Below are 25,391 nucleotides of genomic sequence, written 5' to 3' on the forward strand. Positions count from 1 at the left end.
TTATTTTCTATCGCCGAACTGTACAAATTTATCTTGACCTTGGAGCTTACTCTAAGGTTTATCCTTAGCAATAGGTAAATCACCGATACCAATAAGGAAAAAATTATGTGTACAAAACATCAAGGTTGCCAATCTAGCAAAATCAAAACTGCGGTGCCGCTTGGTGCAAGCGAGTCATGCTGTGCGCCAGTAAAATCTTCGCTCAATATCTCTCAGGCCAGTGTTGATGTTTCTGAAAGCTCTTGCTGTAGTGGAGGACGCTGCAGCGTTGACACAGGCGAGGAAGACGATCCCACAAGGGAGAGTAATTCCTCCGTTCGGAACGCTTGGCTTGTGTCAGGTATGGATTGCCCATCTTGTGCGCAAAAGCTTGAGAAAGCCATTACGTCTTTACAAGGCGTCAGCCAAGCCAAGGTTTTGTTTGCAACAGAAAAACTGGTCGTCGATTTTGATGGTCTAGAGCTGATAGCTACGATAGAGCAGACAGCCCAAAAAACGGGTTTCCCGCTCTCTTCACTTGATGCTCCAAAACCAAGCACTACAAAGAAAGGCTGGCTTGGCGTCATAAGAGACAACATCCAAATTCTCTCGATTGCTGGTGCAATGGCTACTGCGGCAGTAATTTCTAAGATCGACCCTCAAATAAGCGCTTGGTTATTCACTTTGACGTGTTTACTTGGTTTATACCCAATCGCGCTCAAAGCATTTAAGTTGGCGCGTAGCGGTACGCCTTTTGCGATTGAAACGTTAATGAGTGTAGCGGCGCTCGGCGCTTTATATTTAGGTGAAACCGCCGAAGCCGCAATGGTGTTATTGCTTTTCCTTATTGGTGAAAAGTTAGAAGCATATGCATCATCTCGCGCGCGAAGCGGTGTCCAGGCGTTAATAGACTTAGTCCCAGAAAATTCAATTTTAATTATTGATGGAGAGCGTAAAGAAGTACCAGCTGCTCAGCTTAAACCAGGGGATATCATAGAAGTCGCACCCGGAGGTCGTTTGCCTGCCGACGGTGTTTTGCAAGATGCGCTTGCGAGTTTTGACGAAAGTGCGTTAACGGGAGAATCTGTTCCCGTTGAACATCAAACCGGTGGCAAAGTGATGGCCGGGGCTGTGGTTGTCGATAAAGTGGTTCGCTTACAGGTGACTTCCCGTCAGGGCGAGAATGCGATAGACCGAATTCTTCATTTGATTGAAGAAGCCGAATCTCGTAAGGCACCATTAGAACGCTTTCTTGATAAATTTAGCCGTTGGTATACGCCGCTAATGATGCTGGTGTCTCTGATGGTTATCGTTACGCCGCCATTACTATTTGCCCAACCGTGGGAAACGTGGATCTATCGAGGACTCGCCCTGCTGTTGATTGCTTGTCCATGTGCATTAGTCATTTCAACGCCTGCGGCGATCACTTCTGGCTTGGCGGCAGCTGCTAAGCGGGGCGCATTGATCAAAGGTGGTGCGGCGCTTGAGTTGCTTGGCAAGGTTGAGTCTGTCGCATTTGATAAAACTGGGACACTGACGCAAGGTAAACCAGAAGTGACTGACGTCTTTGCTTTTGATATGGATGAAGACAAGTTACTTAGCCTAACTGCGTCAATCGAGGTTGGTTCAAGTCATCCTCTAGCGGTTTCTTTAGTTACCAAAGTGCAAGAGCAGGGGCTTACTATTCCTGAAGCGTTGGATAAAACCGCGCAAGTAGGCTCTGGTGTCACAGGTTACGTCGATGGAAAAATGGTCCAAGTGGTCACGCCTTCAAAGGCAGACTTTCCACTTTCTCAAGAAGCCAAAGAGCAAGTGGTTACGTTGGAACAACAAGGTAAAACGGTTGTCATTGTGCGTTTCGATGACGAGGTCATTGGCGTGATCGCATGGCAAGATACATTGCGCTCAGATGCCCAGCAAGCTATCGCAATGTTGAAGGAACTTGGGGTCACGTCGGTGATGCTAACGGGTGACAACCCGAGAAGTGCAGAAGCAATGGCAAATAGAATAGGCTTGGATTATAAAGCGAGTTTGTTACCTGCAGACAAGGTGCATTACGTCGAGAAACTATCACAACAACATACCGTTGCGATGGTGGGAGACGGTATCAATGATGCTCCAGCCATGAAAGCTTCGAGCATTGGTATTGCGATGGGAGGCGGTACGGATGTTGCGCTCGAGACTGCTGATGCGGCGTTAACACACAACCGGTTGATTGAGCTACCTGCCATGATAGAACTGTCGCGTGCGACGCTAAGTAACATTCGTCAGAATGTCGCGTTAGCGCTAGGTTTGAAAGGTGTATTCTTAGTGACAAGTTTACTTGGGGTTACTGGGTTGTGGGTTGCAGTATTAGCTGACAGTGGTGCAACAGCACTGGTGACATTGAATGCGTTGAGATTACTTCGTTTTGAGTCCAAACAGATCAAATAACTGACCTAACCAATGATCCCACTCATTAATAGCCCGAGGCATTCGTGTATCGGGCTTTTTTTAACCGTATTAACCTGATGCGATCAGACGTTTTTCTTGTCCTTGAAATCACGCATTGCTATGCAACAAAATGATCTAACGCCCCTTAAAGTGTGATCAATACCAGTTTTGTTTGAAATTTCATTTTCATTACATTTTGTCATTGTGATTGTGATCACTCTATGTTGGTGAAAGGTTCGCTACAGTGCATCTGTACCCAATAACTGATTAATGAGCTTATTGTTCATAAAATAAGCCACAATAAGGAGCGACTTATGTCTCAAGCTGTATTCCATTTAGGTGTTACTGAAGCTGATCTTAATGGTGCGACTCTAGCGATCATTCCTGGTGACCCAGCGCGTGTTCAAAAAATCGCAGAACAAATGGAAAATCCAGTATTTCTAGCAAGCCATCGTGAATACACGCTATACCGTGCAGAGATAGACGGTAAACCTGTTGTGGTTTGTTCTACAGGTATTGGTGGTCCTTCTACCTCTATCGCAGTTGAGGAATTGGCACAGCTTGGTGTTCGCACTTTCCTACGTGTTGGTACAACGGGTGCAATTCAACCGCATGTAAACGTGGGTGACATGATCGTAACGACGGGGTCAGTTCGTCTTGACGGTGCGAGCCTACACTTTGCTCCTATGGAATTCCCAGCAGTTGCTGACTTTGAAGTAGCAACCGCAATGAAAGCAGCGGTAGAAGAGTCTGGCGCTACAGTTCACATGGGTGTGACTGCATCAAGCGACACGTTCTACCCTGGTCAAGAACGTTACGATACGTTCTCTGGTCGTGTTGTTAAGCGTTTCCAAGGCTCTATGCAAGAATGGCAAGACATGGGCGTACTTAACTTCGAGATGGAGTCTGCAACACTGCTAACAATGTGTGCGAGCTCTGGTTTAAAAGCGGGTTGTGTGGCTGGTGTTATCATCAACCGTACACAAAAAGAGATTCCAGATCATTCAACTCTGAAAGAAACGGAAGCGCGTTCAATTAAAGTGGTTGTAGAAGCAGCGCGTAAAATGCTTTAAGCCGCTATAGTTGGCATTTAAACAAACAGAAAAAACCAGAGGCTAACCTCTGGTTTTTTTCTACTTATAGAAATGCGTACAGCTAAAATTTAGGTATAAAAAAAGCAGCATTAATGCTGCTTTTTATCGTTGTGAATTTTAGCTTTTCTTAATGGCACTATATCTCGTCTGAACCGCCCGCGTCTTTAAACCAAGCCGTTAAGTGCGTTCTTAAATCTTTAAGCTCATCAGGGCCAATCAGGGCTAGCCCTAAGTCTTCAGCACGAGTAATGTCATTGTGACGAAGAGGACGGAAGCTCACCAACATTGCGCGCGCTTGTAAGCCACCTAATAAATCGCGAAGCGATTCTAACTTATATAAAGTATCGTCGCCGTCATCTCTCATGCCTTTGGTTTTGCACTCGATGATGTGCAGCTTGTTGTTTACAACTGTTGCGACATCTAACTCATTGCGTACTTCACTTTCACCAAGTTTGCGATAAACCTGAACATTTAACGATCGATCTTGGATCGTCGGCATGGTGTCTTGGATTTGCTTCACGGTGCTGTGAACCAAAGTTTCTAACCACTCACCGTTTGAAAAGCGTCGAGCATCTTCATCTGCAAACGTTAAAACGCCATTCTCATAGGTGGCGATTTCTGCTTCTACTAAATCTGAAAGCAACATGTTGAGCTCACGGTAGCCCTGCTGTTTTTCGGAGAGCTCGACATCAAGCTTTTGTTCTTTGCGGCATGTGGTTGCAAGGTAGTTAAGTGTTGCTAGACCTGGCCCAAGCTCAAGCGCATTTGAGGCCCATCGTTCACCAAGTTCATACAATTTTTTATCAAGAAGAGGTGGTAAATCAACGTGGTGAAATTCGCCGCGTGCACCAAAGATAGTGAGGTAATCTGCAATCGTAATGTGATCTTCTACTTGGGTATCTTCTTTGCCATCAGGGTATAACCAACAAAGCTTATCGCTACTAGGCTCAACCACAAAAATTGGCCAGCGATAGGTACGGAAAACTTCGTACACCGACAACAAGCGATGACGAAGACCACAGCTCGCGTTCAATTTTACATCTTCGCCGCGTTCATGGAGATCTTTTGCCAGTTTTTGAATTGCTTGTTTGATCAGAGATGTATTAACAGCGGATGGAATTTCAAAAAATTCAGAAGTAATTTCTCGTTGATCTAAAACGGCACTCAGTCGGTCAAATATATCTAACTGGCTCTTGTCTCCGATGAAGACGATATGTGTGCTTAGCGTACGATTATCTAATAGAGGAGTGACCAATCTCACTGGGTCTTGGTCGATAATACCAACATGAACAGCCATAGATTTTCCTTTTTATGAGGCCGCTCGAAAAGAGTTGTGCAAGGGGATGAGCTGGCCTTATTAATCATATGTAGACATGGCCGACAAAAAACAAGGGCGACTTAACAAAAAGTCGCCCTTATACAGTTGATTGCACTAATTAATACTCTTAATTATAAAGTATTTATAACTTAAAGCGGTGGACCAATTCATTTTGCTGATGAGCCAAGTGGGTCAGTGATTCACTGGTTTGTGCGATACTCGACATGGCTTGGAAACTTTCATCGGCGATGCTGTTGATATCTTCAATACTGCGAGCAATGTCTGTTGATGTTTCACTTTGCTCTGCTGCTGCTTGTGAAATGTGCGTACTCATTTGGCTGATCTCAATGATTAGCGCCTGGATCTCTTCCATTGAGCTGTTCGCTTTTGACGCTTGCTCAACCGACATCTCCATATCGCTCATACAGCTTTGTATGACTTGGTTCGCCGATTGCGAGCTAGATTGCAGATTACTGATCATGGATTCAATTTCAGTGGTTGATTGAGTCGTTCTTGATGCGAGTACTCGTACTTCATCTGCCACTACCGCGAAGCCGCGACCTTGTTCACCAGCGCGAGCCGCTTCAATTGCCGCGTTCAATGCCAGTAGGTTGGTTTGCTCCGCAATGTTGCGGATCACATCAAGGATAGACCCAATTTGACCACTCATTTTTTGTAGCTCAGAAACTGCGGAGACCGATTCGTTCAAACGTGTTTCTAGTTGATTAATGGTTGAGATGTTACTGCTCATAACATTTCTGCCTTCTTCAGAGGCAGATTCGACGCGTTGCACCATTTCTAGCGAGCCTTGCGCACTTTGCGCGACTTCCTGCACTGAATGAGACATTTCTGTCATCGCGGTAGCGACGTTTGCCGTTTGTTCGCGTTGAGAGCTCAATTTAATTTGTGCTTGCGAAGAGGTGCGTTCGTTGGTTGTCGCGGTTGACGATAGGTTTTCTGACGCTTCGTTGAGTTTCACCAAGATCTCGTGAAGGTTGTCGGCGAGTGAGTTAATGTGTCCACTCACACGGCTGAATTCGTTGTTATAGCGAATGTCGATACGCTGTGTCATATCTCCTTCAGTCAGGCTTTCTAACACTTTTAGAATACGAGTCAACGGTTCGCGAACGCTTTGTGCGATGTGGTAGCCAATCGCTGTCGCGAGTAAAACGACAATAACGCCAATGATGATGGCTTTCGTTACACCTGCCGAATATATGTCACCAGCATCTGCCAATGATTCATTGAGCTTATCTGTTGCGGTTGTCGTGAATTGCTCAAGAATCGCCATGGTTGAATCCACTTTATTTGCTAGGTTGGCGATATTGTTATACAAAGCGGCGCGAGCATTGAGGTAATTATTATGTTGGTCTAGCACACCGCCACGCATACCAACGTCACGAGTAAATTGCTCTACAGATTCGCCAAAAGCTTTTTCTAGCTCAGGAAGCTGAGTCACCAACCCGCGGAATGCGTAATTCAAGTGCGTTACTGCTTTGCGGTTTTTAGCTACGGCTTGCGTAACAAACTCAGGGTTGGAACTGGCGAGGGCATCAGAGGTAATTACTTCGGCATCTTTTAACTTGATAAAGTAGCTCTTTGCCATGACTTTGACAGAAATGCTGGTTTGATCTGCCACATATTCTTTAAGACCAACCGAAAGTTCGGTATTCAGTTTTTGGAAGCGGCGTGAGGATTTTTGCACTTCTTCTTGAGCCGCAAACATTGCTTCGTAGTTGTCCATGGCCTCTAGAGCTTCTGTAAAATAGCTCTGCTCTAACGTTTTTAACTGTGAAAACGGTTCGGCAAGAGAAGGGTAGATTTGGCTTGCGGTTTTCAGTTGAGCCAATGTGGATTCGAAGCGCTGTTGAGATCTAGCAAATTCCTGACGCATTTCATCCATGCGTTGTTTATTCTCTGTCGTCAGGAAGTCTTTAAATGATTTGTCGGCAGAAAGCAGCTCAACACTGGTTTGATTAGATAACGATACCAACGGTAGGGATGATTTAGAAACCGTGCCAAATTTTCCGTGAATATCACTCATTCCTCCCATCATAATGGCAATTGTGACGGCAAATAGGATGATGATCAGTGCAAAGCCGGCATACATCCTTTTAATAACTGAACCTCGCATAAGTGAGCTTCCTCTCCCAAAAATAGACAAGCTACCCAAGTATTTTTGAATTTACTTGGGTATAAAAATAATAATTGTCTTAAAAAAGTAACAAAATTCATTGGATTGTATTCAGTTTGTGATGCGCATTTTATGACGCACACGACAAAAAAAGCTTCGTTAATTAGCATTTGATTAATAATGTTAAGTGAACACTGTTTTTATTGAGCTCCGCTTTTGGTTGGCGCATACTAATTGGGGTCTAATTACGTTTATAAAATGGAGTCCTCATGGCGGAAGAAACGATCTTTAGTAAAATTATTCGCAAGGAAATCCCTGCCGATATCCTTTATCAAGATGATTTGGTGACTGCGTTTCGCGACATTAACCCTCGCACACCAAGCCATATTCTCATTATTCCGAATAAACTGATCCCAACAACGAATGATGTAGAAGCTGAAGATGAAGCAATGATGGGGCGTTTGTTCACTGTTGCTAGAAAGTTGGCGAAAGAAGAAGGTATTGCTGAAGACGGCTATCGCCTGATCGTTAATTGTAATCCACATGGTGGCCAAGAGGTTTACCATATTCACATGCACCTACTAGGCGGCCGCCCTCTAGGTCCAATGGTATTGAGCTAAGCTTTTAAAAGTGGGTGGCGATTCACCCACTTCTTTTTCCTGTCGAATGACACATTTGTGGAGATAAATGTGAAACTAGGTGTAAAGCTGTTAGGGCTGATGAGCTGGGCTTTAATGGCCTCTGGCTGCGCGAATTTATCTGCGGGCAATCTGTTTAGTCATTACAGCAACCAGAATCAAGAAGTTTATCAAGCCGTTGTTGCAGGGGAATATGCCAAAGCAAAACAACTTCAATCAAGTGAAGTGGGTGGCGAGATACTTGGCAATTTTGAAAAAGGTCGCATCTCTTTTCTTGCTGAAGATTACCCAACAAGTTTGAATGCGCTAGAAAGCAGCGATCGTGCCGTACGTGTTCAACAAGATCGAGCGACGATATCTGTGTCAGACACGGCAACGAGCGTCGGCTCTCTCGCAGTGAACGACAATCTCCAAGATTATCATCCCGCCGATTACGAACTTGGCTTTTTGCACCTGTATCTAGGACTAAATTACTTACAGAAAAACGATTTAGAAGGAGCACTAGTTGAAGTGCGTCGAGCTAATCAAGTTCAGGAAGCGGCAAGAAATGCGCGTGAAAAAGAGCTAAAAGCAGCAGAGAAAGACCTTAACAAGCAAGGCATGTCTGCCAATTTAGGCAGTGTATTAGCGAACTACCCTGATGCTGGTAAAAAACTAAGCGCGGTACAAAATGGTTATCTGTTCTATCTTTCTGGCTTGTTATATGAAGCGTCGCGAGACTTAAACAGTGCTTATGTTGATTACCGACGAGCACTCGCTGTAATGCCAGACAACAAGCAAGTTGTAGAAAGCACCTTATACGCTGCTAAGAAGTTAGGCATGCGTGAAGACTTGCGCATGCTAGAGAAGCGGTATGGCAAAGCACCTTCTGGATTAACTCAGTCACAAGGGCGAGTCATCGTTATTGATGAGCAGGGTGTTGTTGAGGCGATGAAAGGGTGGCGTATTGATTTACCGATTTACGACAGTCGCGATAATGGCGCGATTTATTCGTTGGCGCTTCCTTATTATCAGAACCGAGGTGCTCAACGTTTTAGCGATGTTGTTTTAAATGGTCAGGTATTGCCTTCCAGTACGCTGACTGATGTTAATGCGATGGCGCAAAACGATCTTAATGAACGTCTTACTACAATAGTGATCCGTCAAGCTCTTCGTGTTTGGGCAAAAGATCGAATCCGAAAAGAGGCGGCGAAAAAAGGCGATGATGTGGGCAACATACTTTTCAATGTATGGAACACATTGACCGAACAGCCAGATACAAGAAGTTGGCAAACATTGCCAGCGCAAGTGAAAACGGCTTCAAAAATCGTGAAACCGGGAACACAAAGTTTAAACTTGGGTGATCAAACCTATCAGTTTGAAGTGCCTGCACAGCAGACTACATTGGTATGGGTATCTCGTCAGGGAGCACACTCAACCGTGTGGCATAAACAGCTAGGGAGACTGTAATGAAAGCATGGCTTGTTTGTTTAGCAATGGCTATTGGTTTAGTTGGATGCGCCGAAAACACGGCTGGTATTCGAATTGATGGCCAAACGCAAAAAGTATTCTTTAATGATAACGTTTTAGGTAGTCGCTTATTAGTTGACAACATCACCACCACTTACGTTGATGATCGCCCACGAGGAGTCGTGCAGTTGAGTAGCAATTACAAAGGTGATCAGCACATTCTTTACCGATTTTATTGGTATGACAACAATGGTTTAGAAGTGAATACCAAACCTGGTCCGTGGCGAAAAATGATTGTGCGAGGATTTGAGCAAGTCACGTTATCTGAAGTTACTGTGAATCCAAATGGCACAAAATTCCGTGTGCAAATTAGAGAAGCACAAGACGATTAATCTTAACGGCTCTGCCGAAGCTGCCGCGCTAACGATGCGCTGGTATTGAAAAACTAAGGAACTCTCATGAAAAAAAGTATTATTGCTCTTTTAGGTCTTGCCGTCATTTTAGGTGGCTGTTCTAACAAAGTCTCTTACGGCGATGCGCAAGCAACAGAAACCACGACTATCGATTTTGGCTCAACAGATTTACAAAAAATCGCGGCTGAAATGGTGGATAGCATGATGATGTCGGGCTCTGTAGCAGCAATTACTCGTGACCAACGTCCTATCGTTTTTGTTGAGCGAATTAAGAACAAAACCAGTGAACATATTGACACTGAATCCATTACTGACACGATCTCTACTAAGATGTTGAACTCAGGTAAGTTCCGCTTTGTTGATATGGATCGTGTTGAGTCTGTGCGTGAACAACTTAACTTCCAAAACACGGATGAGCTTGTTAACCAAAGCACAGCGATCCAATTTGGTAAAATGGTTGGTGCTCAATACATGCTTTACGGCAACCTATCTAGCATTGTGAAAAATGCAGGTAGCGATAAAGATGTATACTACAAGATGACCATGCGCCTAATGGACCTAGAAACAGGTTTGATTGAGTGGGCGGATGAAACTGAAATTCGTAAAGCGCAATCTAAGAGCCTATTCGGTCTTTAATCGAACAGGGTGGAGAAGTCATCAATGGCATGGTTTTCTTGGCAACAAGCAAAACAGTTAGATCCGAGTCTTAATGCTCTCGATGGCTTCTTTACGGAGCCTCCGGTAAAAGTACAAACTGTTACCGGGGGGCTAACCAACCGCTGTTGGCGGTTGGAATCTTCTCAAGGCCTTGCATACATCTGGCGACCGACCAGTCATGTCTGCAAGGCTTTTTCAATTTCTCGTTACAGTGAATATCAAGTGCTGAATGCAGTCTCTTCATTGGAAATTGGCCCCAAGCCAGTTTTTATTCATGAGCAAGGGTTGCTGGTGGAATGGATAGAAGGAGAGGCACTGACGGAGTCAGGCTTAGCACTAAGCGATTTATTATCCATTGCGGCGAAGATTCATCAATATCCGATAAGCGCAATTCCTTTGGTTCCATTTTCATATATTTCTCGCATCGATCATTATTGGCTTGAGCTTGATGGTCAGTATGTGGGTACGGAGTTTGAGGCTTTGTACATGAAGTGGCGCACGGAACCGAACGTTGCACCTGTTCCGCTTGCCCTATGTCACTTCGATCTGGGGTGTTACAACCTAGTGCGAGGGGAGAGTGGGGTGAAAGTCATTGATTGGGAGTATGCCGGGATTGCTGACCCTAGGCTAGATTTGACCTTAACTATTCAGGTCGCGAATGCGCCTGTGGAAGAAGCGGTAAAGCAGTATTGCCAAATTCGAGGTATCGAAGATGTGTCTCTTTGGCTGAGAGGTGTACACGCTTGGCAACCAAGAACCTTGGTGATGGCGATGCTCTGGTATCTACTTGCCTATAAATTGTGGGGAACTGAACAATACTTAAACAGTGCGTATGAGTTGAAAGGCTCATTGTGTATGGAAGATCACTGTTTTGAGAACTCGTGATATTTTCCCCTTTAACAGTAAGGAAATAGTGGTAGTTTTAATAAAAGTACCAGATACACACAGGGAGAGGTACACATGATTATTTACTTACACGGCTTTGACAGTACAAGCCCGGGTAACCACGAAAAAGTTCTTCAACTGCAATTTATCGACGACGACGTTCGTTTTATCAATTACAGCACCCTTCACCCAAAGCACGACATGCAACACTTGTTAAAAGAAGTGTCTAAAGTTATCGATCAATCTGATGACCCAAACCCGTTAATCTGTGGGGTAGGTTTAGGTGGTTACTGGTCTGAGCGAATTGGTTTTCTATGCGGTATCAAGCAAGTGATGTTCAACCCGAACTTGCACCCAGAAAAAACGATGGCTGGTCGAATCGATCGCCCAGAAGAGTACGAAGATATCGCAACAAAATGTGTTGATCAGTTCCGAGCGAAAAATCAAGCGCACTGCTTAGTGATTCTCTCTAAAGATGATGAAGTGCATGACAATTCGAAAACGGCAGCTGAGTTAGAAAAACACTATCAAATCATTTGGGATGAAACTCAGTCTCATAAGTTCAAAAAAATCTCTCATCATTTACAAGCGATAAAGGCATTTAAAAATACTTACTAATGTTGAGTGTAGACAGTAAAGCGGCGTTTTTATCGGCTGCTTTGCTGCGATTCCTTCTCTTGAGTATGCCGAGCCACTGTCTCTTTGAAAGGCACATTTTCTTGGTTTAACGCTTTGAATATTGTGTTCTCCTTACCGTTTTCTTACTTACCTCCTATGTAGCACGAACACCTTGTTGTAGAGTAGTCGAAAAGTAGTCAATCCGTACTCGTTACACGGATTTTGGTTGCCTTCAAAGTTGGTCTCTATATAATGAACCGGACTAAAATAATTTGATAAATATCAAAAAAAATTGAGAGCGAGTAATAAACTTGCCCAAAAACTTCTGGCGCCGTATGCGTACCAGATAAACATGCCAAACCCTGACAAGTCATTGATAGATAAAGAATCAAAGTGGGTGGTAGTTTTTTAATCCAAGTAATTGAGACACCTCTAAGAACCAAGAATTCATCGGTTGGATGGATGCCACAAATGTTTGTGAGTCATGCATCGAGCTGAACCCCATATATTCATTTTTGTAGAGGAAAATCATTGTGACACGCATTATCGTTGTAGGCGGCGGTGCAGGTGGTCTTGAGTTGGCAACTAAGCTTGGTCGAACTCTAGGTCGCAAAAACCGTGCGCAAATTACGCTAGTCGATCGAAAAGCGAGCCACTTGTGGAAGCCATTATTGCATGAGGTTGCTACAGGTTCTTTGGACGAAGGAGTAGATGCACTGAGCTATCGAGCTCATGCAAAAAACCACAGCTTCGACTTCCAAATGGGTAGTCTTCAAGACATCGACCGTGAACGTAAAGTTATCATCTTAAGTGAGCTTAAAGACGAACACGGTGAACTTCTTATGCCAAGCCGTGAGCTAGAATACGACATTTTAGTGATGGCGATTGGCTCGACATCAAACGACTTCAACACGCCTGGCGTTCGTGAAAACTGTATTTTCCTAGACAGCCCTGAGCAAGCACACCGTTTCCGTACAGAAATGAACAACGAGTTCCTAAAGCTGCACGCGAAAAACGGTAACGGTACGGTCGATATTGCGATTGTTGGTGCTGGTGCAACTGGCGTTGAACTATCAGCTGAGTTACATAATGCTGTTAAAGAGCTGCGCACTTATGGCTTCGGTGATCTTGATTCTAGCAAGTTGAACGTCAATCTGATTGAAGCAGGTGAGCGTATTTTACCAGCGTTACCTCCACGTATTTCTTCTGCTGCTCATCAAGAGTTGGTGAAGTTGGGCGTAAACGTGCGCACCGCCACTATGGTGACTAAAGCTGAAAAAGATGGCCTTACTACAAAAGATGGTGAGAAAATCCCAGCTCAAATCATGGTTTGGGCTGCAGGTATCAAAGCTCCAGACTTTATTAAAGATATCGCTGGCTTAGAAACGAACCGTATCAATCAGCTTGTAGTGAAAAACACACTACAGACAACACGAGATGATGACATCTTTGTTATTGGTGACTTAGCACAATGCACCCAGTCTGACGGTTCGTTCGTGCCGCCACGCGCTCAAGCTGCACACCAAATGGCAAGCCAGGCATTTAGTAACATCGTCGCGAAGATCAACGGGCGCGAGTTGAAAGACTATGTATATAAAGATCACGGTTCATTAGTGTCTCTAAGTCGCTTCTCAACCGTTGGTAGTCTGATGGGGAACCTAACTAAAGGGTCGATGATGGTAGAAGGCCGTATTGCTCGTGTCGTTTACATCTCATTGTATCGCATGCACCTAATGGCGTTGCATGGTGTATTCAAAACCGGTCTGATGATGCTCGTCGGCCGCATTAATCGCGTGCTGCGTCCAAACCTTAAGCTGCACTAAGGTTTTAAATCCACTCTGTGTGGATGTGTTGTATCTTAAAAAATGCAGAAGCCACCGCAAGTCGGTGGCTTTTTGTTTATGTTAGATCTGTCGGTAAAAGTGAGAACACAACGCCATCTTTAGGCTTACCCTGAAAAATAAACCGGTTTCTGGCGATGGCTTCTTTTTGTGCACCGACGGACTCAATTAAGGCTTGGCTAGCTTCGTTGTCGGGGTCACAAACAATCTCTAGTCGAGTTAAACTTAGCTTTGCGAAGCAGAATTCTGCTAAGGCTTTAACGGCTTCTTGGGCATAGCCTTGCCGTTGATAGCGGTCGGCAACCCAGTAACCAATACTCGCCATATTAAACGTATGATATAACTCATTAACCGCTGCCATTCCAACCAAAGTGTTACTTTGCCGCTCATAGATACCGAAACCAAAAGCCTCAGTTTTGACCCAGTTAAGACGGGTTGCCAACAGAAAGTCCTGCGCGGTTTTCAATGTGACGTTTTTATCACACCAGTCAAGCCATTGGTGCAGCGAAGGGGATTCTGCAAGTAATCGTTGTAGTGAATGTGCTTCTTCAGCAGGGATGAGCTTGAGCGCTAAGCGGGGCGCAATGATTTCAAAGTCTGGACTCATGAACTAATACGACTTCCATGTTGAGTGTAAGTAAATTGAAAGCTGTCTATTTATACTTGAACGCAGCTATTTTCCTTGCTCTGCGTTGGTTAGGAATAACTGAGGTATAGCAGATAAAAACAAAGCGCAGCTTTGCTGCGCTTTGTCGAACCGCTCGTGCTTATCGAACCCGACGAACTTGAATGATCATACCCATCAACGGGTTATCTAGGTAATGAGTCTCGCTGCTACGCATACGACGTTTTTGATCCATTCGATAACTCTTCAGGAATTTCTCTTCGGTTACTGTCGGCGATATTTCTGCCAAGTTACCGACTTGGACGTTACCATCTACTTCACCTAAGTCATCCGCCAATTGCTCAGTTGAGGTTGGTTCAAAACGCACCTCTCTAACACTTGGTTCGCGCAGATCTAGTGTTGTTTCGGCGAAGAGGTAATGCTGTACGTATATTTGGAATCGACCATCTAGTTCATATAAAGGACCATTGACCGTCTCTTCACTGTAACCGTCGCTGGAAAATGTTTGATTGCCATTGATTGGGCGGCCATCTGCTTGATAAGAATCAGAGAAATCTCGCCCGCCAACGATGCGGAAAATTGGGGCGCTAGATTTACCTCGGTCACCTTGACGCCAGGCTACGTGTTTAAGCACTTTAAAGCCGGCATGATTATTTAGTGCCGCTTCTTGCGCGTTGAGACGGAAAGAAGAACTTGGCAAAAGTGTCACGCCTTTAGAGCGGCGGTAGGATTCACTCTCTAGGCTACCGACATTTTCCATATCGATTTTTGGCAGTTGATTCGGCCAAGATTCTGTTGTGCTTTCAGCGTCGACTGCTCGCTTGAAAATGATCACTTCAATATCAAATTGGCGCTGTGCCCAAGAGGGCATTGAGACACATAGAAGCAATAATGGGATCAGTATTCTCATTCGACTATTAGCTCGTTGGTAATAAATTCTGTTTAAAATCATTCAGTAAGTCTTGAACAAACTGAATGCGTTTACGTCGGTCCACCAATGGTACGCTAAACTTGAACTTAGTTGGACCTTCCATTGCAAATTTTTGCGGCTGTGATTGCAGCAGTTTAACTAAATACGCTGGATTTATGTCAGCATCAGGGTAAAACTCGATAAATCCACCTTTATCATGGGCTTCTATCTTTTTCGCTTTTAAACTACCAGCCGAAATTTTCAATTCTGAGACGGCAAGTAAGTTCTTTGTTGCGTCTGGAAGCAAACCAAAGCGATCAATCAGTTCCACTTTTAGCTCTGATAGTTCATCACTGCTTGTGACACTCGCAATGCGTTTGTACATCGACAGTCGTGTGTTTACATCCGGAATGTAATCATCTGGTAAGAGCGCTGGGATTCGCATTTCCACTTCAGTTTGCTCACGAAGCAGCTCATCCAAAGATGGCTCCTTGCCTTCTTTTAATGCTTGCACTGCTTGTTCCAGCATTTCCATATAAAGTGTAAAACCAACGGATTGAATTTGCCCACTTTGCTCATCACCAAGCAGCTCACCAGCACCACGGATTTCTAAATCGTGGGTTGCTAACGTAAAGCCAGCACCTAAGTCTTCCAGTGAAGCAATCGCATCAAGACGCTTGATGGCATCTTTGGTCATGGCTTTTGGATGTGGCGTTAATAAGTAAGCATAGGCCTGATGGTGCGAACGTCCAACACGGCCACGCAATTGATGCAACTGCGCCAAGCCAAGATTGTCCGCACGATCCATGATTATGGTATTTGCCGTTGGTACGTCGATACCGGTTTCGATGATGGTTGTACACACCAACACATTAAAGCGCTGATGGTAGAAGTCATTCATGATTCGCTCAAGTTCGCGCTCGCGCATTTGACCATGAGCCACGGTAATACGTGCCTCTGGGATGAGTTTCTGTAAGTCTTCTGCCGTTTTTTCAATGGTTTCAACCTGATTGTGCAGGAAGTAAACCTGACCACCACGCATAATTTCACGCAGTACCGCTTCACGGACCACTGGCTCTTCTTTTTGTCGAACAAAGGTTTTAATGGCTAAACGGCGTGCAGGAGGTGTCGCGATGATCGACAGGTCTCGCATGCCACTCATTGCCATATTCAGTGTGCGTGGAATTGGTGTTGCGGTGAGGGTAAGAATGTCCACATCCGCACGCATTGCTTTGACTTTTTCTTTTTGACGAACCCCGAAGCGGTGTTCCTCATCAACGATCAACAAACCTAAATCTTTGAATTTAATGTCGCTCGAAAGCAGCTTATGCGTACCAACGACAATGTCTACTTTACCATCGGCAACGTCTTGCAGAATGACTTTTTGTTCTTTGGCAGATTTAAAACGAGACAGTACTTCAACTCGGATTGGTAAGTTGGCAAAACGGTCACGGAAGTTTTCGAAATGCTGCTGAGCAAGCAAGGTTGTTGGTACGAGTACGGCGACCTGTTTACTGTTATCCGTTGCGACAAATGCTGCGCGCATAGCGACTTCCGTTTTACCAAAGCCCACGTCACCACACACTAAGCGATCCATCGCTTTTGCCTGGCACATGTCTGACAATACGGCATTGATGGCCATCGCTTGGTCATCTGTTTCTTCAAACGGGAATGTTGCTTTAAATGTTGCGTATTGCCCACGATCTAGCTCAAATTTGAAGCCAGGTTTTAATTCTCGTTTAGCATACACATCCAGCAATTCTGCTGCGACATCACGCACTTTTTCTGCCGCTTTACGACGTGCTTTTGCCCACGCTTCACCACCTAATTTATGCAGTGGCGCACTCTCTTCAGCGCCGCCAGAATAACGGCTGATAAGATTCAGTGATGAAACTGGCACGTAGAGCTTGGCATCGTTTTGATACTCAAGGGTGACGTATTCCGTTTTCATGCCACCGGCTTCAAGTGTTTGTAAACCGATGTAGCGGCCAATACCGTGATCAATATGAACCACAGGTTGACCGGGTTTTAGTTCCGCAAGATGGCGAATAACGGTGTCACTGTTGACGGCTTTTTTATCTTTGCGGCGTCGCTGGATAACACGGTCACCGAGTAGATCACTTTCACAGATCAGAGCGAAGTTCAGCTCTTCGTGAATGAAACCATGCTCTGCTGCGCCTAAGATCAAGCTGAATCGATCACCCGAGTCTAGAGCTTGGTAAAGTGAGCCATGTACGACCGGCCGAACTTTGATGCCTTGCAACAGCTCCGTTAGTGCTTCACGACGACCTTCTGACTCTACCGAGAAAACGATTTTGCCGCTGAATTGCTCACTAAACTGACGAAGGCGCGAGAGCGGCTCTTTATTTTGTTGTTGAACGCCAAGCTCGGCTAACGATTGTACTGGTAGGTTTTGACGACCGGCACGCTTAACCACTTTATCTAGGCTCAATTGAGCGATAGGGAGCTGTTTTAGTTGACTGAAAAGTTCGTCTTTTTTCAACCAAAGCTGTTCAGGAGTCAAAAGAGGACGCAGCGGATCAACTTTTTTCTGGTCGTATCGATATTCGACATCGGTTAAGAAAGTATCGACCGCAGATTCGATATCACCATATGTGATGACTTGAGAGTCTTCTGGCAAATATTCAAATAAAGTCTCGGTATGGTCAAAAAACAGCGGCTGCCAATACTCAATACCAGCGGGCCACGTGCCTTTGGTCACTTGCATGTAGATTGATTCAGGCTCGCGGCGTGCGTCGAACTGGGTGCGCCAACGTGTACGGAAATCTTCAATCGCTTCTTTAGTGGTTGGGAACTCATGTGCAGGCAGCAATTGGATTTGCTGAATATCGTCGATAGAGCGTTGGTTCTCTGGATCAAACGTGCGAATGGTATCTATTTCATCATCAAAGAAGTCGATGCGGTACGGGTCATTGCTGCCCATAGGAAAGAGATCCAGAATAGACCCACGACTTGCATATTCACCTGGCCCAAATACTTGATCTACATGGCGGTAGCCTGAATTTTCAAGTTGTACACGTAACTTCTCTAGCGAGAGCCGATCACCAGTTTTCACCATTAAAGTGTGTTGCAACAGAAAATCACGTGGCGATTGGCGTTGCAATACTGTACTGACCGGGACGATGGTTATGCCATCACGTTGACTTGGCAGTTGGTATAGGCGTGCGATACGTTCAGAGATGATTTCTTGATGCGGAGAAAAGTTATCGTAAGGCAGCGTTTCCCAGTCGGGGAACAGGCTTACCGTTTGGTCGGTGAATTGCTCAATCTCTGCCTGAAGCTTTAAAGCGATTTGCGGGTCAGGCACAACGAGTAGCGAGTGACTCGAATGCTGCTTGGCCAGCTCTGCAATGGCTAGAGGTAGAGCTGCGCCCGGCAAATTACCTAGCTGTTTTTTGTCGCCACGCTCTGAAGGGTTGGTGACGGAAAGAATCGTTGCTTTTGTCATAGGAATTATTTTTTATCTCGCTCCATCGAGCGCTGACGTAAAAGTTTTTGTTGTTGATACAGTGCCGCCTTTATCAGTAAATCTTGATCAGATTCTCGGAGCATCTTGTATCTAAGCGTGATAATGAAATCTTGCTCTGAAGCATCACATTCTTCTACTTGAGCGTAACAGTAAATCGCCGCAGCAGGGTGATCGAGGAACAGTTTAACACGAACGAGTTGTTGAGTAGTTAACGCTGTATCTGAGCGGAAACTGAGTTGACTAGCACCAAACTGCGTCGTTTGATATCGAATGGAGGCGTCATCTTGTTGTGAAAGCATAAAGCTCAACAAGAGGTTAAGTTTCGCGTTTTGCGTATCAAGCAAGTTGATCACATGCTTTAACTCTTTGTTTTTCAGCTCTAGACGCGCGTTGTCTGCCAACATATCTAAGTGACTAAATTCACTGGCGACAATAAATGGTGCTGGAATTTCGGAGGCAAATGTTTCTTCATCTGGCAAAGCAAAGTCCGCACTCAACGTTTCGACGTTGATGGTGAGGTTATGATGGACGGTAAAGTATTCTTGCTCTGTCATATAGTCGATCCTTTTGCCAGTGAGCGCTCTCTGTTCACTCAACAAACAAAGAGAAATAGGGCACTGATTATCGCTAACTGAATGAAGTTATCAAGTTTAGCTGATTTGTCCTTGAACTTTTTGCCCTAAATACAGACTTATTGCATGTCGTTGACAAATTTAGCGATTCTCTTGTCTTCTTAATGAGAAGAGTAAGGTAAGATAATCCGCTAAAGCTTTATATCAAAACAACCAGTTGGTTTGTCTTATATGTATCATCCTATCTCATTGTTTATTGGCTTAAGGTATCTTCGGGGACGCTCTGGAGATAGGTTCAGCCGATTTGTTTCTTATATGTCGACGGCGGGTATTACGATCGGTGTAATGGCGTTGGTGACGGTTCTTTCTGTGATGAACGGGTTTGAATCGCAGTTAAAAGAACGCATTTTAGGTGTGCTACCTCATGCCGTTGTTTCGCAACACGATGGAAAAACGCCTATGACCGAGTCTGCCCCTCCATTTGTTCAAGCGATGTCGAGTGAATCTCAGCCGGAGCCTATCGTTAGAGGAGAGGCTGTTATTCAGAGTTCTGCACAGCTGACGGCTGGTTACCTCATCGGTATTGAACCTAAGAAAGGCGATCCGATTAGCAACCATTTGATTGCCGGACGATTATCGTCACTTCAAGCAGGTGACTACAATGTATTTTTGGGTCACAGTTTGGCGCGTTCACTAAAGGTCTCAATCGGGGATAAAGTGCGCTTGATGGTGACCAACGCAACGCAGTTTACCCCACTTGGCCGTATTCCTAGCCAGCGAAACTTTACTGTCTCAGGCATTTTCAATACGGGATCGGACGTTGATGGTCAATTAATGATTGTGAACATGACGGATGCATCTAAGCTGATGCGTTTCCCTAAAGACACGGTTTCTGGTTGGCGTGTCTTTTTCTCTGACCCATTTATGGTGACGGATTTTGCTGACCAACCCATGCCTGATGGATGGGAATGGAGTGATTGGCGCGAACAGCGTGGTGAGCTTTTCCAAGCGGTGAAAATGGAAAAGAACATGATGGGACTTATGCTAGGTCTAATTGTGGGTGTCGCTGCATTCAATATTATCTCCGCTTTAATCATGGTGGTAATGGAGAAGCAATCAGAAGTCGCAATATTGAAAACTCAAGGCATGACTCAATCTCAAGTGATGACCATTTTCATGGTGCAAGGTGCAAGCAGTGGTGTAATTGGCGCGATTGTTGGTGGCGCTGCGGGCGTGATCTTGTCACTTAATCTAAATGCGATTCTTGAATCTGCTGGTGTGGCGCTATTCAGCTTTGGTGGTCATCTACCCATCTTGATTGATTCACTGCAAATTCTTTTAGTGGTGGTATTGGCGATTGCTCTTAGCCTTGCTGCTACGCTTTATCCTTCTTATCGAGCATCTTCTGTTAAACCTGCTGAGGCACTTCGCTATGAATAAGCTATTAGAATGTCGTGATATTCGTAAAGTCTACCGAGAGGGTTCGTTAGATACGGAAGTGTTGAAAGGCGTAAGTTTCGATATCGACAAAGGGGAGTTGGTTTCTATTGTTGGCTCTTCTGGTTCGGGAAAAAGTACCTTATTGCATATTTTAGGTGCGTTAGATGACGCAACTCATGGTGAAGTTGATTTTCTAGGGCAAAACCTATCAGCTTTGAGCTCGAACAAACAGGCTGCATTACGCAACAAGCACCTTGGTTTTGTATACCAGTTTCATCACTTGTTGGCTGACTTTACTGCGCTTGAAAATGTGGCGATGCCACTGATGATTGGCGGTGCTAAAGTAGCGGATGCAAAACAGGCGGCTAAAGCGCTGTTAGATAAAGTTGGTTTGAGTCATCGGATGCAACATAGACCCTCCGAGTTATCGGGCGGTGAGCGTCAGCGTGTTGCGATTGCGCGTGCATTGGTGAATAAACCTGATCTGGTCTTGGCTGATGAACCTACGGGGAACTTAGATCACAATACGGCACTGTCTATCTATGATTTGATGCGCGAGCTCAATAAAGAGTCAAACATTGCATTTTTGGTTGTCACGCATGACAAAGAGCTGGCAGCAAAAATGGATCGTCAAATGCACATGCAAGATGGTTTGCTCGTAGATCGTTTTGTGACTGATACAGCATCTGCGGAGGGCTAGTTTTGTTTACCTCTTTAGCTTTGATGATTGGTGGTCGCTTCAGTCGAGCGAAAAAGCGCAACAAGATGGTGTCTTTCATATCGCTTTCTTCAACCATTGGTATTGCGGTTGGCGTTGCTGTGATCATTATCGGTTTGTCTGCAATGAATGGCTTTGAGCGCGAGCTGCAATCGCGTGTGTTGTCTGTGATCCCACACGGCGAGTTAGAAGGTGTTAATGGACCACTTCATGACTACACCAAAACGATGAATCAAGCTCTAAAACATGAACATGTTGTTGCGGCAGCACCGTATGTTCGTTTTACGGGCTTGGCAGAAAAAGGCAGTAAGCTAAAAGCGATAGAAGTTCGTGGCGTAGAGCCTACTTTCGAGCAAGCGGTGTCGAGCTTATCGAATTTTATTGACCAAGCAGCTTGGCAAAACTTTTATGCCGGTCAGCAGCAAGTGATCTTAGGCCGAGGTGTAGCAAACGAGCTAAATGTCGCCGTGGGGGATTACGTTACGTTGATGATTCCGCAAACAGGCGGCGCAAATAAAGTGCAGGCTCCTAAGCGTGTGCGCGTGAAGGTGTCAGGGTTCTTAACGTTGAATGGCCAAATAGACCACTCTCTAGCGTTAGTACCATTAGCGGATGCTCAGCAATATGCGAGATTAGGGGAAGGGGTCACTGGCATTTCACTAAAAACGGACGATGTTCTCAATGCGCCTTCTATTGTTCGCGAGGTTGGTAGCATGGTTGATGTTTATGTGTATTTGAAAAGCTGGCAGCAAAAGTTTGGTTTTTTGTATCGCGATATTCAGCTCGTGCGCACCATTATGTACTTGGTGATGGTACTGGTGATTGGCGTGGCATGTTTTAATATTGTGTCTACGTTGATGATGGCAGTGAAAGACCGAGCGGCGGAAATTGCAATTTTGCGAACAATGGGAGCAAAAGATAGCCTAATCAAACGGATCTTTGTTTGGCAAGGTGTATTCTCTGGTGTATTTGGCAGTCTCGTCGGCAGTGTTATCGGTGTCTTAGTGGCGTTAAATCTGACCCCGTTAATTAAAGGGTTAGAGAGCTTAATTGGTCATCAGTTTTTATCGGGCGATATTTACTTCGTCGACTTCTTACCATCACAACTACACTGGCCAGATGTGGCATTGGTGTCAGTGACGGCGATAGTGCTTAGTTTACTTGCGACGTGGTATCCCGCTTCTCGTGCCGCAAGGTTGAATCCGGCGGCTGTACTGAGTTCTAAATAGCTGATTGTTTTACAATATGCGAAAAACAAAAAGGACCGAATTCGGTCCTTTTTTTGTATTTATCCGACTTGAGTAACATCGCGTTTCATTCTAACTGTTAGATGCCCCTCAACTGATAGCTCAAATGCTGATTTTTACGCAGTAAGGTCTTATCTTATTTTGCGTTTTTGCCAGCTCCGTACCACGGAGTAGCGCCAAAGCCCTCGAATTCCGAAGTAGCCAATAATCGCGGATACAACCCCACAAATTGCGCAGCCCAATAGAAATGGAGGTCCAATGGTGCTCATTTGCTGCATGATGAATTCCCACGATAGTTCAAAGTGAAAAGGTTGCGGGGGAAGACGCATCACTAGAGCACCTAGCTTGTACGCAAAGTAAAATAGCACAGGCATAGTGATAGGATTGCTGATCCATACCAAAGCGACGGAGAGGGGCAGATTGACACCCAACATAATGGCCAAACCAGCGGCCATGATCATTTGGCTCGGCAGCGGAACAAAAGCCATAAATAACCCGACAGCAAAAGCCCCTGATGCCGAGCGGCGGTTTAAGCACCACAAGTTTGGGTTGTACAACACATTGCCGAAGACCTTCAATGCTTTTTGGCGTTTGATCAATTCATGATCTGGCATGAAGCGTTTTATCAGCTTTCTAGGCATAGGACAGCATGACTCTCTCAGAAAAAAGTTGGACCTTGGCGTTATTTGTAGCGAGCGTAATCTCGTCGGCTTGGTGGCCGACAATACCAGATTGGCGTTGGTTGCTGCTGGGAATAATAACCACTGGCTCAATAATCAAATTACGTCGTGGCTTAATTAGCATAGGCGCAATTGCGGGCTTTATGGTTGTCATCGTCCACGGCAATGTATTGGAGTCTCAGAGACAAGCCCTTTTTCAAGCAGGGGAGAATATTACCATAATTGGTAAAGTTGACAGCCCTTTTACGCAAATAAGTCACGGTTATGAAGGTATTGTCGCTATAGAAGCGGTAAATTCTCAAACTCTGTTACCTTTTCTTAAACCTAAAATCCGTCTTATTACGCCTTTTCCACTCGATGTTAACAGTGAGTTTACGACATCCATCTCGTTAAAGCCGATTACAGGTCTACGCAACGAAGCTGGCTTTGATGCTGAAAAGCACGCGATGGGTAAAAATATTATCGCCCGAGCGGTTGTTAACAAAGACGCTAAGTGGATTGTTCGTTCTAATGTATCTCTGCGTCAATCCATTATTGCCGATGTCGCTGATGATGTGTCTTCCCTTCATCATTTCTCGTTAATAAGTGCGTTAGTTTTTGCTGACCGTTCTTGGTTGTCTAAGGAAGATTGGCAAGCGCTCAGGGACAGTGGTTTACTGCATTTGGTCTCCATTTCTGGTTTACATATTGGTATGGCGTTTACTTTTGGGCTAGTCGTGGGCGGTACCGTTCGTTATCTATTACCCCAATACCAGTTGTTGCCTAGCTTATATGGGCTGATTTTCGCTGTTGCCTACGCTTGGTTAGCGGATTTCTCTCTACCTACTACGCGAGCAGTGTCGGTATGCGTTGTTTACGTTCTCCTGAAGTATACTCTGGTGCACTGGACTTCTTGGCGAGTTCTTTTGCTTGCAGTATCTCTACAACTGCTTGTCCAACCTTTTGCATCCTACAGTATGAGCTTTTGGTTATCATACCTCTCCGTTTGTGCGGTATTGTTCGCAATTAATTTGATTCAACATCAAAGGGGAGATTGGAAAACGAAATTAAAAGCGGTATTGCTTACTCAATTGATGTTGGGCGCTTTAATCGTACCTGTTAGTGGCCATTTCTTTTCCGGTTTTAGTTTGTCCTCAATAGCCTACAACTTGGTATTTATTCCTTGGTTCGGATTTATCGTTGTACCTTTGATGTTTCTAGCCCTGTTCTCATCTTTGTTTCTTGAAATGATAGCGAAGCCTCTGTGGCATTTGGTGGACTGGTCATTACAGCCATTGAGCACGTCAATACAGTACGCAATAGGTTCTTGGCAACCTATTAGCATGGAAATGACAATGCTGGTTATGGCGATAGTGGTTTGCTTAATATTTCAACGGTTCATGTCTCAGTACGCGTGGTATTTGTTACTCGGCATCGTTATTAGTATCAAGCTTGCATCGGAGTATGAACCGCATTGGCGTATCGATGTATTAGATGTAGGTCATGGCCTTGCAGTGGTTGTAGAAAAAGACGACAAGGTGTTGCTGTATGACACTGGTAAAGCATGGCAAAGCGGCAGTATCGCAGAGCAGGTCGTCACTCCGGTTTTGCATCAACGAGGTTATGAAAGCATAGATACACTGATTCTAAGCCATTCCGATAATGATCACGCAGGCGGCCGCTTTTTCATTGAAGATGCTTTTTCTCCACAACGTAAACTTAGTAGTCAATTCTTTATCGAATATGAGCCTTGCACTAGAGGCGACCAATGGAAATGGCAAGGATTAAACATGGAAGTGCTCTGGCCTCCTGCACTTGTTCAACGTGCGTATAATCCGCACTCCTGTGTATTACGACTTACTGACCCTATTTCTAACTTTAGTATGCTTTTTACTGGTGATATTGAGGCCATTAGCGAGTGGATTTTGCTTAGAGAACCCGGAAAGTTACAAAGCGATGTGATGCTAGTCCCTCACCACGGGAGTAAATGTTCATCGAATCCTCGATTTATCGAGTCGGTGAGCCCGAGTGTGGCGGTTGCTTCTTTAGCAAAAAACAATCGATGGGGAATGCCAGCGGAAAATGTCGTTGCTTCATACCGAAAGCTTGGCATTACTTGGCTTGATACTGGTGAGGGTGGTCAGGTAAGCTTCTTTATTCACCGTGATAATTGGCACTCAGAAACCAAACGTAGCGATACATTTGAGCCTTGGTATAGGCAGATGCTGCGTAAGGGAGTAGAATGAGAGTCTTAATGTAAGAAAATAAAGC

20 protein-coding genes are annotated in these 25,391 nt (G+C 44.9%); 13 read left to right on the forward strand and 7 right to left on the reverse strand.

What is annotated here, in order from left to right:
* The first annotated feature begins 105 nt into the window (after positions 1–105).
* Together R7Q39_RS02660 and udp are read left to right on the forward strand one after the other, a co-directional pair.
* On the forward strand, positions 106–2,412 hold the full coding sequence (locus tag R7Q39_RS02660; RefSeq protein ID WP_318075749.1) for a zinc/cadmium/mercury/lead-transporting ATPase: 2,307 nt from the start codon (positions 106–108) through the stop codon (positions 2,410–2,412).
* A gap of 314 nt (positions 2,413–2,726) precedes the next feature.
* Entirely contained in the window at positions 2,727–3,485 is a 759-nt protein-coding gene (gene udp / locus R7Q39_RS02665; protein ID WP_318075750.1) for a uridine phosphorylase, read from the forward strand.
* Between the two features lie 157 nt (positions 3,486–3,642).
* On the opposite strand, the gene R7Q39_RS02670 is transcribed toward udp, so the two are convergent.
* Together R7Q39_RS02670 and R7Q39_RS02675 are read right to left on the reverse strand one after the other, a co-directional pair.
* Positions 3,643–4,803 (reverse strand): DUF1887 family protein, encoded by a 1,161-nt coding sequence (locus tag R7Q39_RS02670; protein ID WP_005378476.1) that lies wholly within the window; start codon positions 4,801–4,803, stop codon positions 3,643–3,645.
* A gap of 163 nt (positions 4,804–4,966) precedes the next feature.
* Positions 4,967–6,958: a methyl-accepting chemotaxis protein gene (locus R7Q39_RS02675; protein ID WP_005378474.1), complete on the reverse strand. Its 1,992-nt coding sequence runs from the start codon at positions 6,956–6,958 to the stop codon at positions 4,967–4,969.
* A 269-nt stretch (positions 6,959–7,227) separates the two neighbouring features.
* On the opposite strand from R7Q39_RS02675, the gene hinT reads away from it, so the two are divergent.
* From hinT to R7Q39_RS02710, 7 genes are all read left to right on the forward strand, one after another.
* The gene (gene hinT / locus R7Q39_RS02680; protein WP_005378473.1) at positions 7,228–7,578 is read left to right on the forward strand and encodes a purine nucleoside phosphoramidase; all 351 of its coding nucleotides are present in this window, start codon (positions 7,228–7,230) and stop codon (positions 7,576–7,578) included.
* Between the two features lie 69 nt (positions 7,579–7,647).
* Positions 7,648–9,045 carry a COG3014 family protein gene (locus R7Q39_RS02685; RefSeq protein WP_005378471.1) on the forward strand — a complete coding sequence of 466 codons (1,398 nt, stop codon included), beginning with the start codon at positions 7,648–7,650 and terminating at the stop codon, positions 9,043–9,045.
* Positions 9,045–9,437, forward strand: coding sequence for a YcfL family protein (locus tag R7Q39_RS02690; protein WP_005378469.1), 393 nt, complete (start codon positions 9,045–9,047; stop codon positions 9,435–9,437). The genes R7Q39_RS02685 and R7Q39_RS02690 overlap by 1 nt, the downstream gene beginning before the upstream one ends.
* A 66-nt stretch (positions 9,438–9,503) precedes the next feature.
* On the forward strand, positions 9,504–10,094 hold the full coding sequence (gene lpoB, locus R7Q39_RS02695) for a penicillin-binding protein activator LpoB (RefSeq protein ID WP_005378467.1): 591 nt from the start codon (positions 9,504–9,506) through the stop codon (positions 10,092–10,094).
* 24 nt (positions 10,095–10,118) lie between these two features.
* The gene (gene thiK / locus R7Q39_RS02700; RefSeq protein WP_206946651.1) at positions 10,119–11,000 is read left to right on the forward strand and encodes a thiamine kinase; all 882 of its coding nucleotides are present in this window, start codon (positions 10,119–10,121) and stop codon (positions 10,998–11,000) included.
* A 75-nt stretch (positions 11,001–11,075) separates the two neighbouring features.
* Positions 11,076–11,618: an alpha/beta hydrolase YcfP gene (gene ycfP, locus R7Q39_RS02705; protein WP_005378464.1), complete on the forward strand. Its 543-nt coding sequence runs from the start codon at positions 11,076–11,078 to the stop codon at positions 11,616–11,618.
* Between the two features lie 533 nt (positions 11,619–12,151).
* Entirely contained in the window at positions 12,152–13,441 is a 1,290-nt protein-coding gene (locus R7Q39_RS02710) for an NAD(P)/FAD-dependent oxidoreductase (RefSeq protein WP_005378463.1), read from the forward strand.
* A gap of 76 nt (positions 13,442–13,517) precedes the next feature.
* Here R7Q39_RS02710 and R7Q39_RS02715 read toward each other — a convergent pair whose 3' ends face one another.
* The 4 genes from R7Q39_RS02715 to R7Q39_RS02730 form a co-directional block, all read right to left on the reverse strand.
* The gene (locus tag R7Q39_RS02715; RefSeq protein ID WP_005387823.1) at positions 13,518–14,066 is read right to left on the reverse strand and encodes a GNAT family N-acetyltransferase; all 549 of its coding nucleotides are present in this window, start codon (positions 14,064–14,066) and stop codon (positions 13,518–13,520) included.
* A 160-nt stretch (positions 14,067–14,226) separates the two neighbouring features.
* Complete coding sequence (locus R7Q39_RS02720; protein WP_021707672.1) at positions 14,227–14,994, reverse strand: peptidoglycan binding protein CsiV; 768 nt, start codon at positions 14,992–14,994, stop codon at positions 14,227–14,229.
* Between the two features lie 7 nt (positions 14,995–15,001).
* Entirely contained in the window at positions 15,002–18,463 is a 3,462-nt protein-coding gene (mfd, locus tag R7Q39_RS02725; RefSeq protein ID WP_033905041.1) for a transcription-repair coupling factor, read from the reverse strand.
* 5 nt (positions 18,464–18,468) lie between these two features.
* Complete coding sequence (locus R7Q39_RS02730; RefSeq protein WP_017634743.1) at positions 18,469–19,038, reverse strand: hypothetical protein; 570 nt, start codon at positions 19,036–19,038, stop codon at positions 18,469–18,471.
* Between the two features lie 249 nt (positions 19,039–19,287).
* Between R7Q39_RS02730 and lolC the strand changes: the two genes are divergently transcribed.
* The 3 genes from lolC to lolE are packed head-to-tail and all read left to right on the forward strand — an operon-like array spanning position 19,288 to position 22,443.
* Positions 19,288–20,496, forward strand: a complete 1,209-nt coding sequence (gene lolC / locus R7Q39_RS02735; protein ID WP_031778997.1) for a lipoprotein-releasing ABC transporter permease subunit LolC — start codon at positions 19,288–19,290, stop codon at positions 20,494–20,496.
* The gene (gene lolD / locus R7Q39_RS02740) at positions 20,489–21,196 is read left to right on the forward strand and encodes a lipoprotein-releasing ABC transporter ATP-binding protein LolD (RefSeq protein WP_005378457.1); all 708 of its coding nucleotides are present in this window, start codon (positions 20,489–20,491) and stop codon (positions 21,194–21,196) included. Before lolC ends, lolD begins: the two co-directional genes overlap by 8 nt.
* A 2-nt stretch (positions 21,197–21,198) precedes the next feature.
* Positions 21,199–22,443: a lipoprotein-releasing ABC transporter permease subunit LolE gene (lolE, locus tag R7Q39_RS02745; RefSeq protein ID WP_064376276.1), complete on the forward strand. Its 1,245-nt coding sequence runs from the start codon at positions 21,199–21,201 to the stop codon at positions 22,441–22,443.
* 149 nt (positions 22,444–22,592) lie between these two features.
* Here lolE and R7Q39_RS02750 read toward each other — a convergent pair whose 3' ends face one another.
* A complete protein-coding gene (locus tag R7Q39_RS02750) occupies positions 22,593–23,102 on the reverse strand; it encodes a DUF2062 domain-containing protein (RefSeq protein ID WP_005387834.1) in 510 nt (169 codons plus the stop codon).
* An 8-nt stretch (positions 23,103–23,110) separates the two neighbouring features.
* Between R7Q39_RS02750 and R7Q39_RS02755 the strand changes: the two genes are divergently transcribed.
* Positions 23,111–25,366 carry a DNA internalization-related competence protein ComEC/Rec2 gene (locus tag R7Q39_RS02755; protein WP_318075751.1) on the forward strand — a complete coding sequence of 752 codons (2,256 nt, stop codon included), beginning with the start codon at positions 23,111–23,113 and terminating at the stop codon, positions 25,364–25,366.
* Positions 25,367–25,391: the final 25 nt, after the last annotated feature.

The organism is Vibrio sp. 947 (genome assembly GCF_033339115.1).
Taxonomy (GTDB): domain Bacteria; phylum Pseudomonadota; class Gammaproteobacteria; order Enterobacterales; family Vibrionaceae; genus Vibrio; species Vibrio alginolyticus.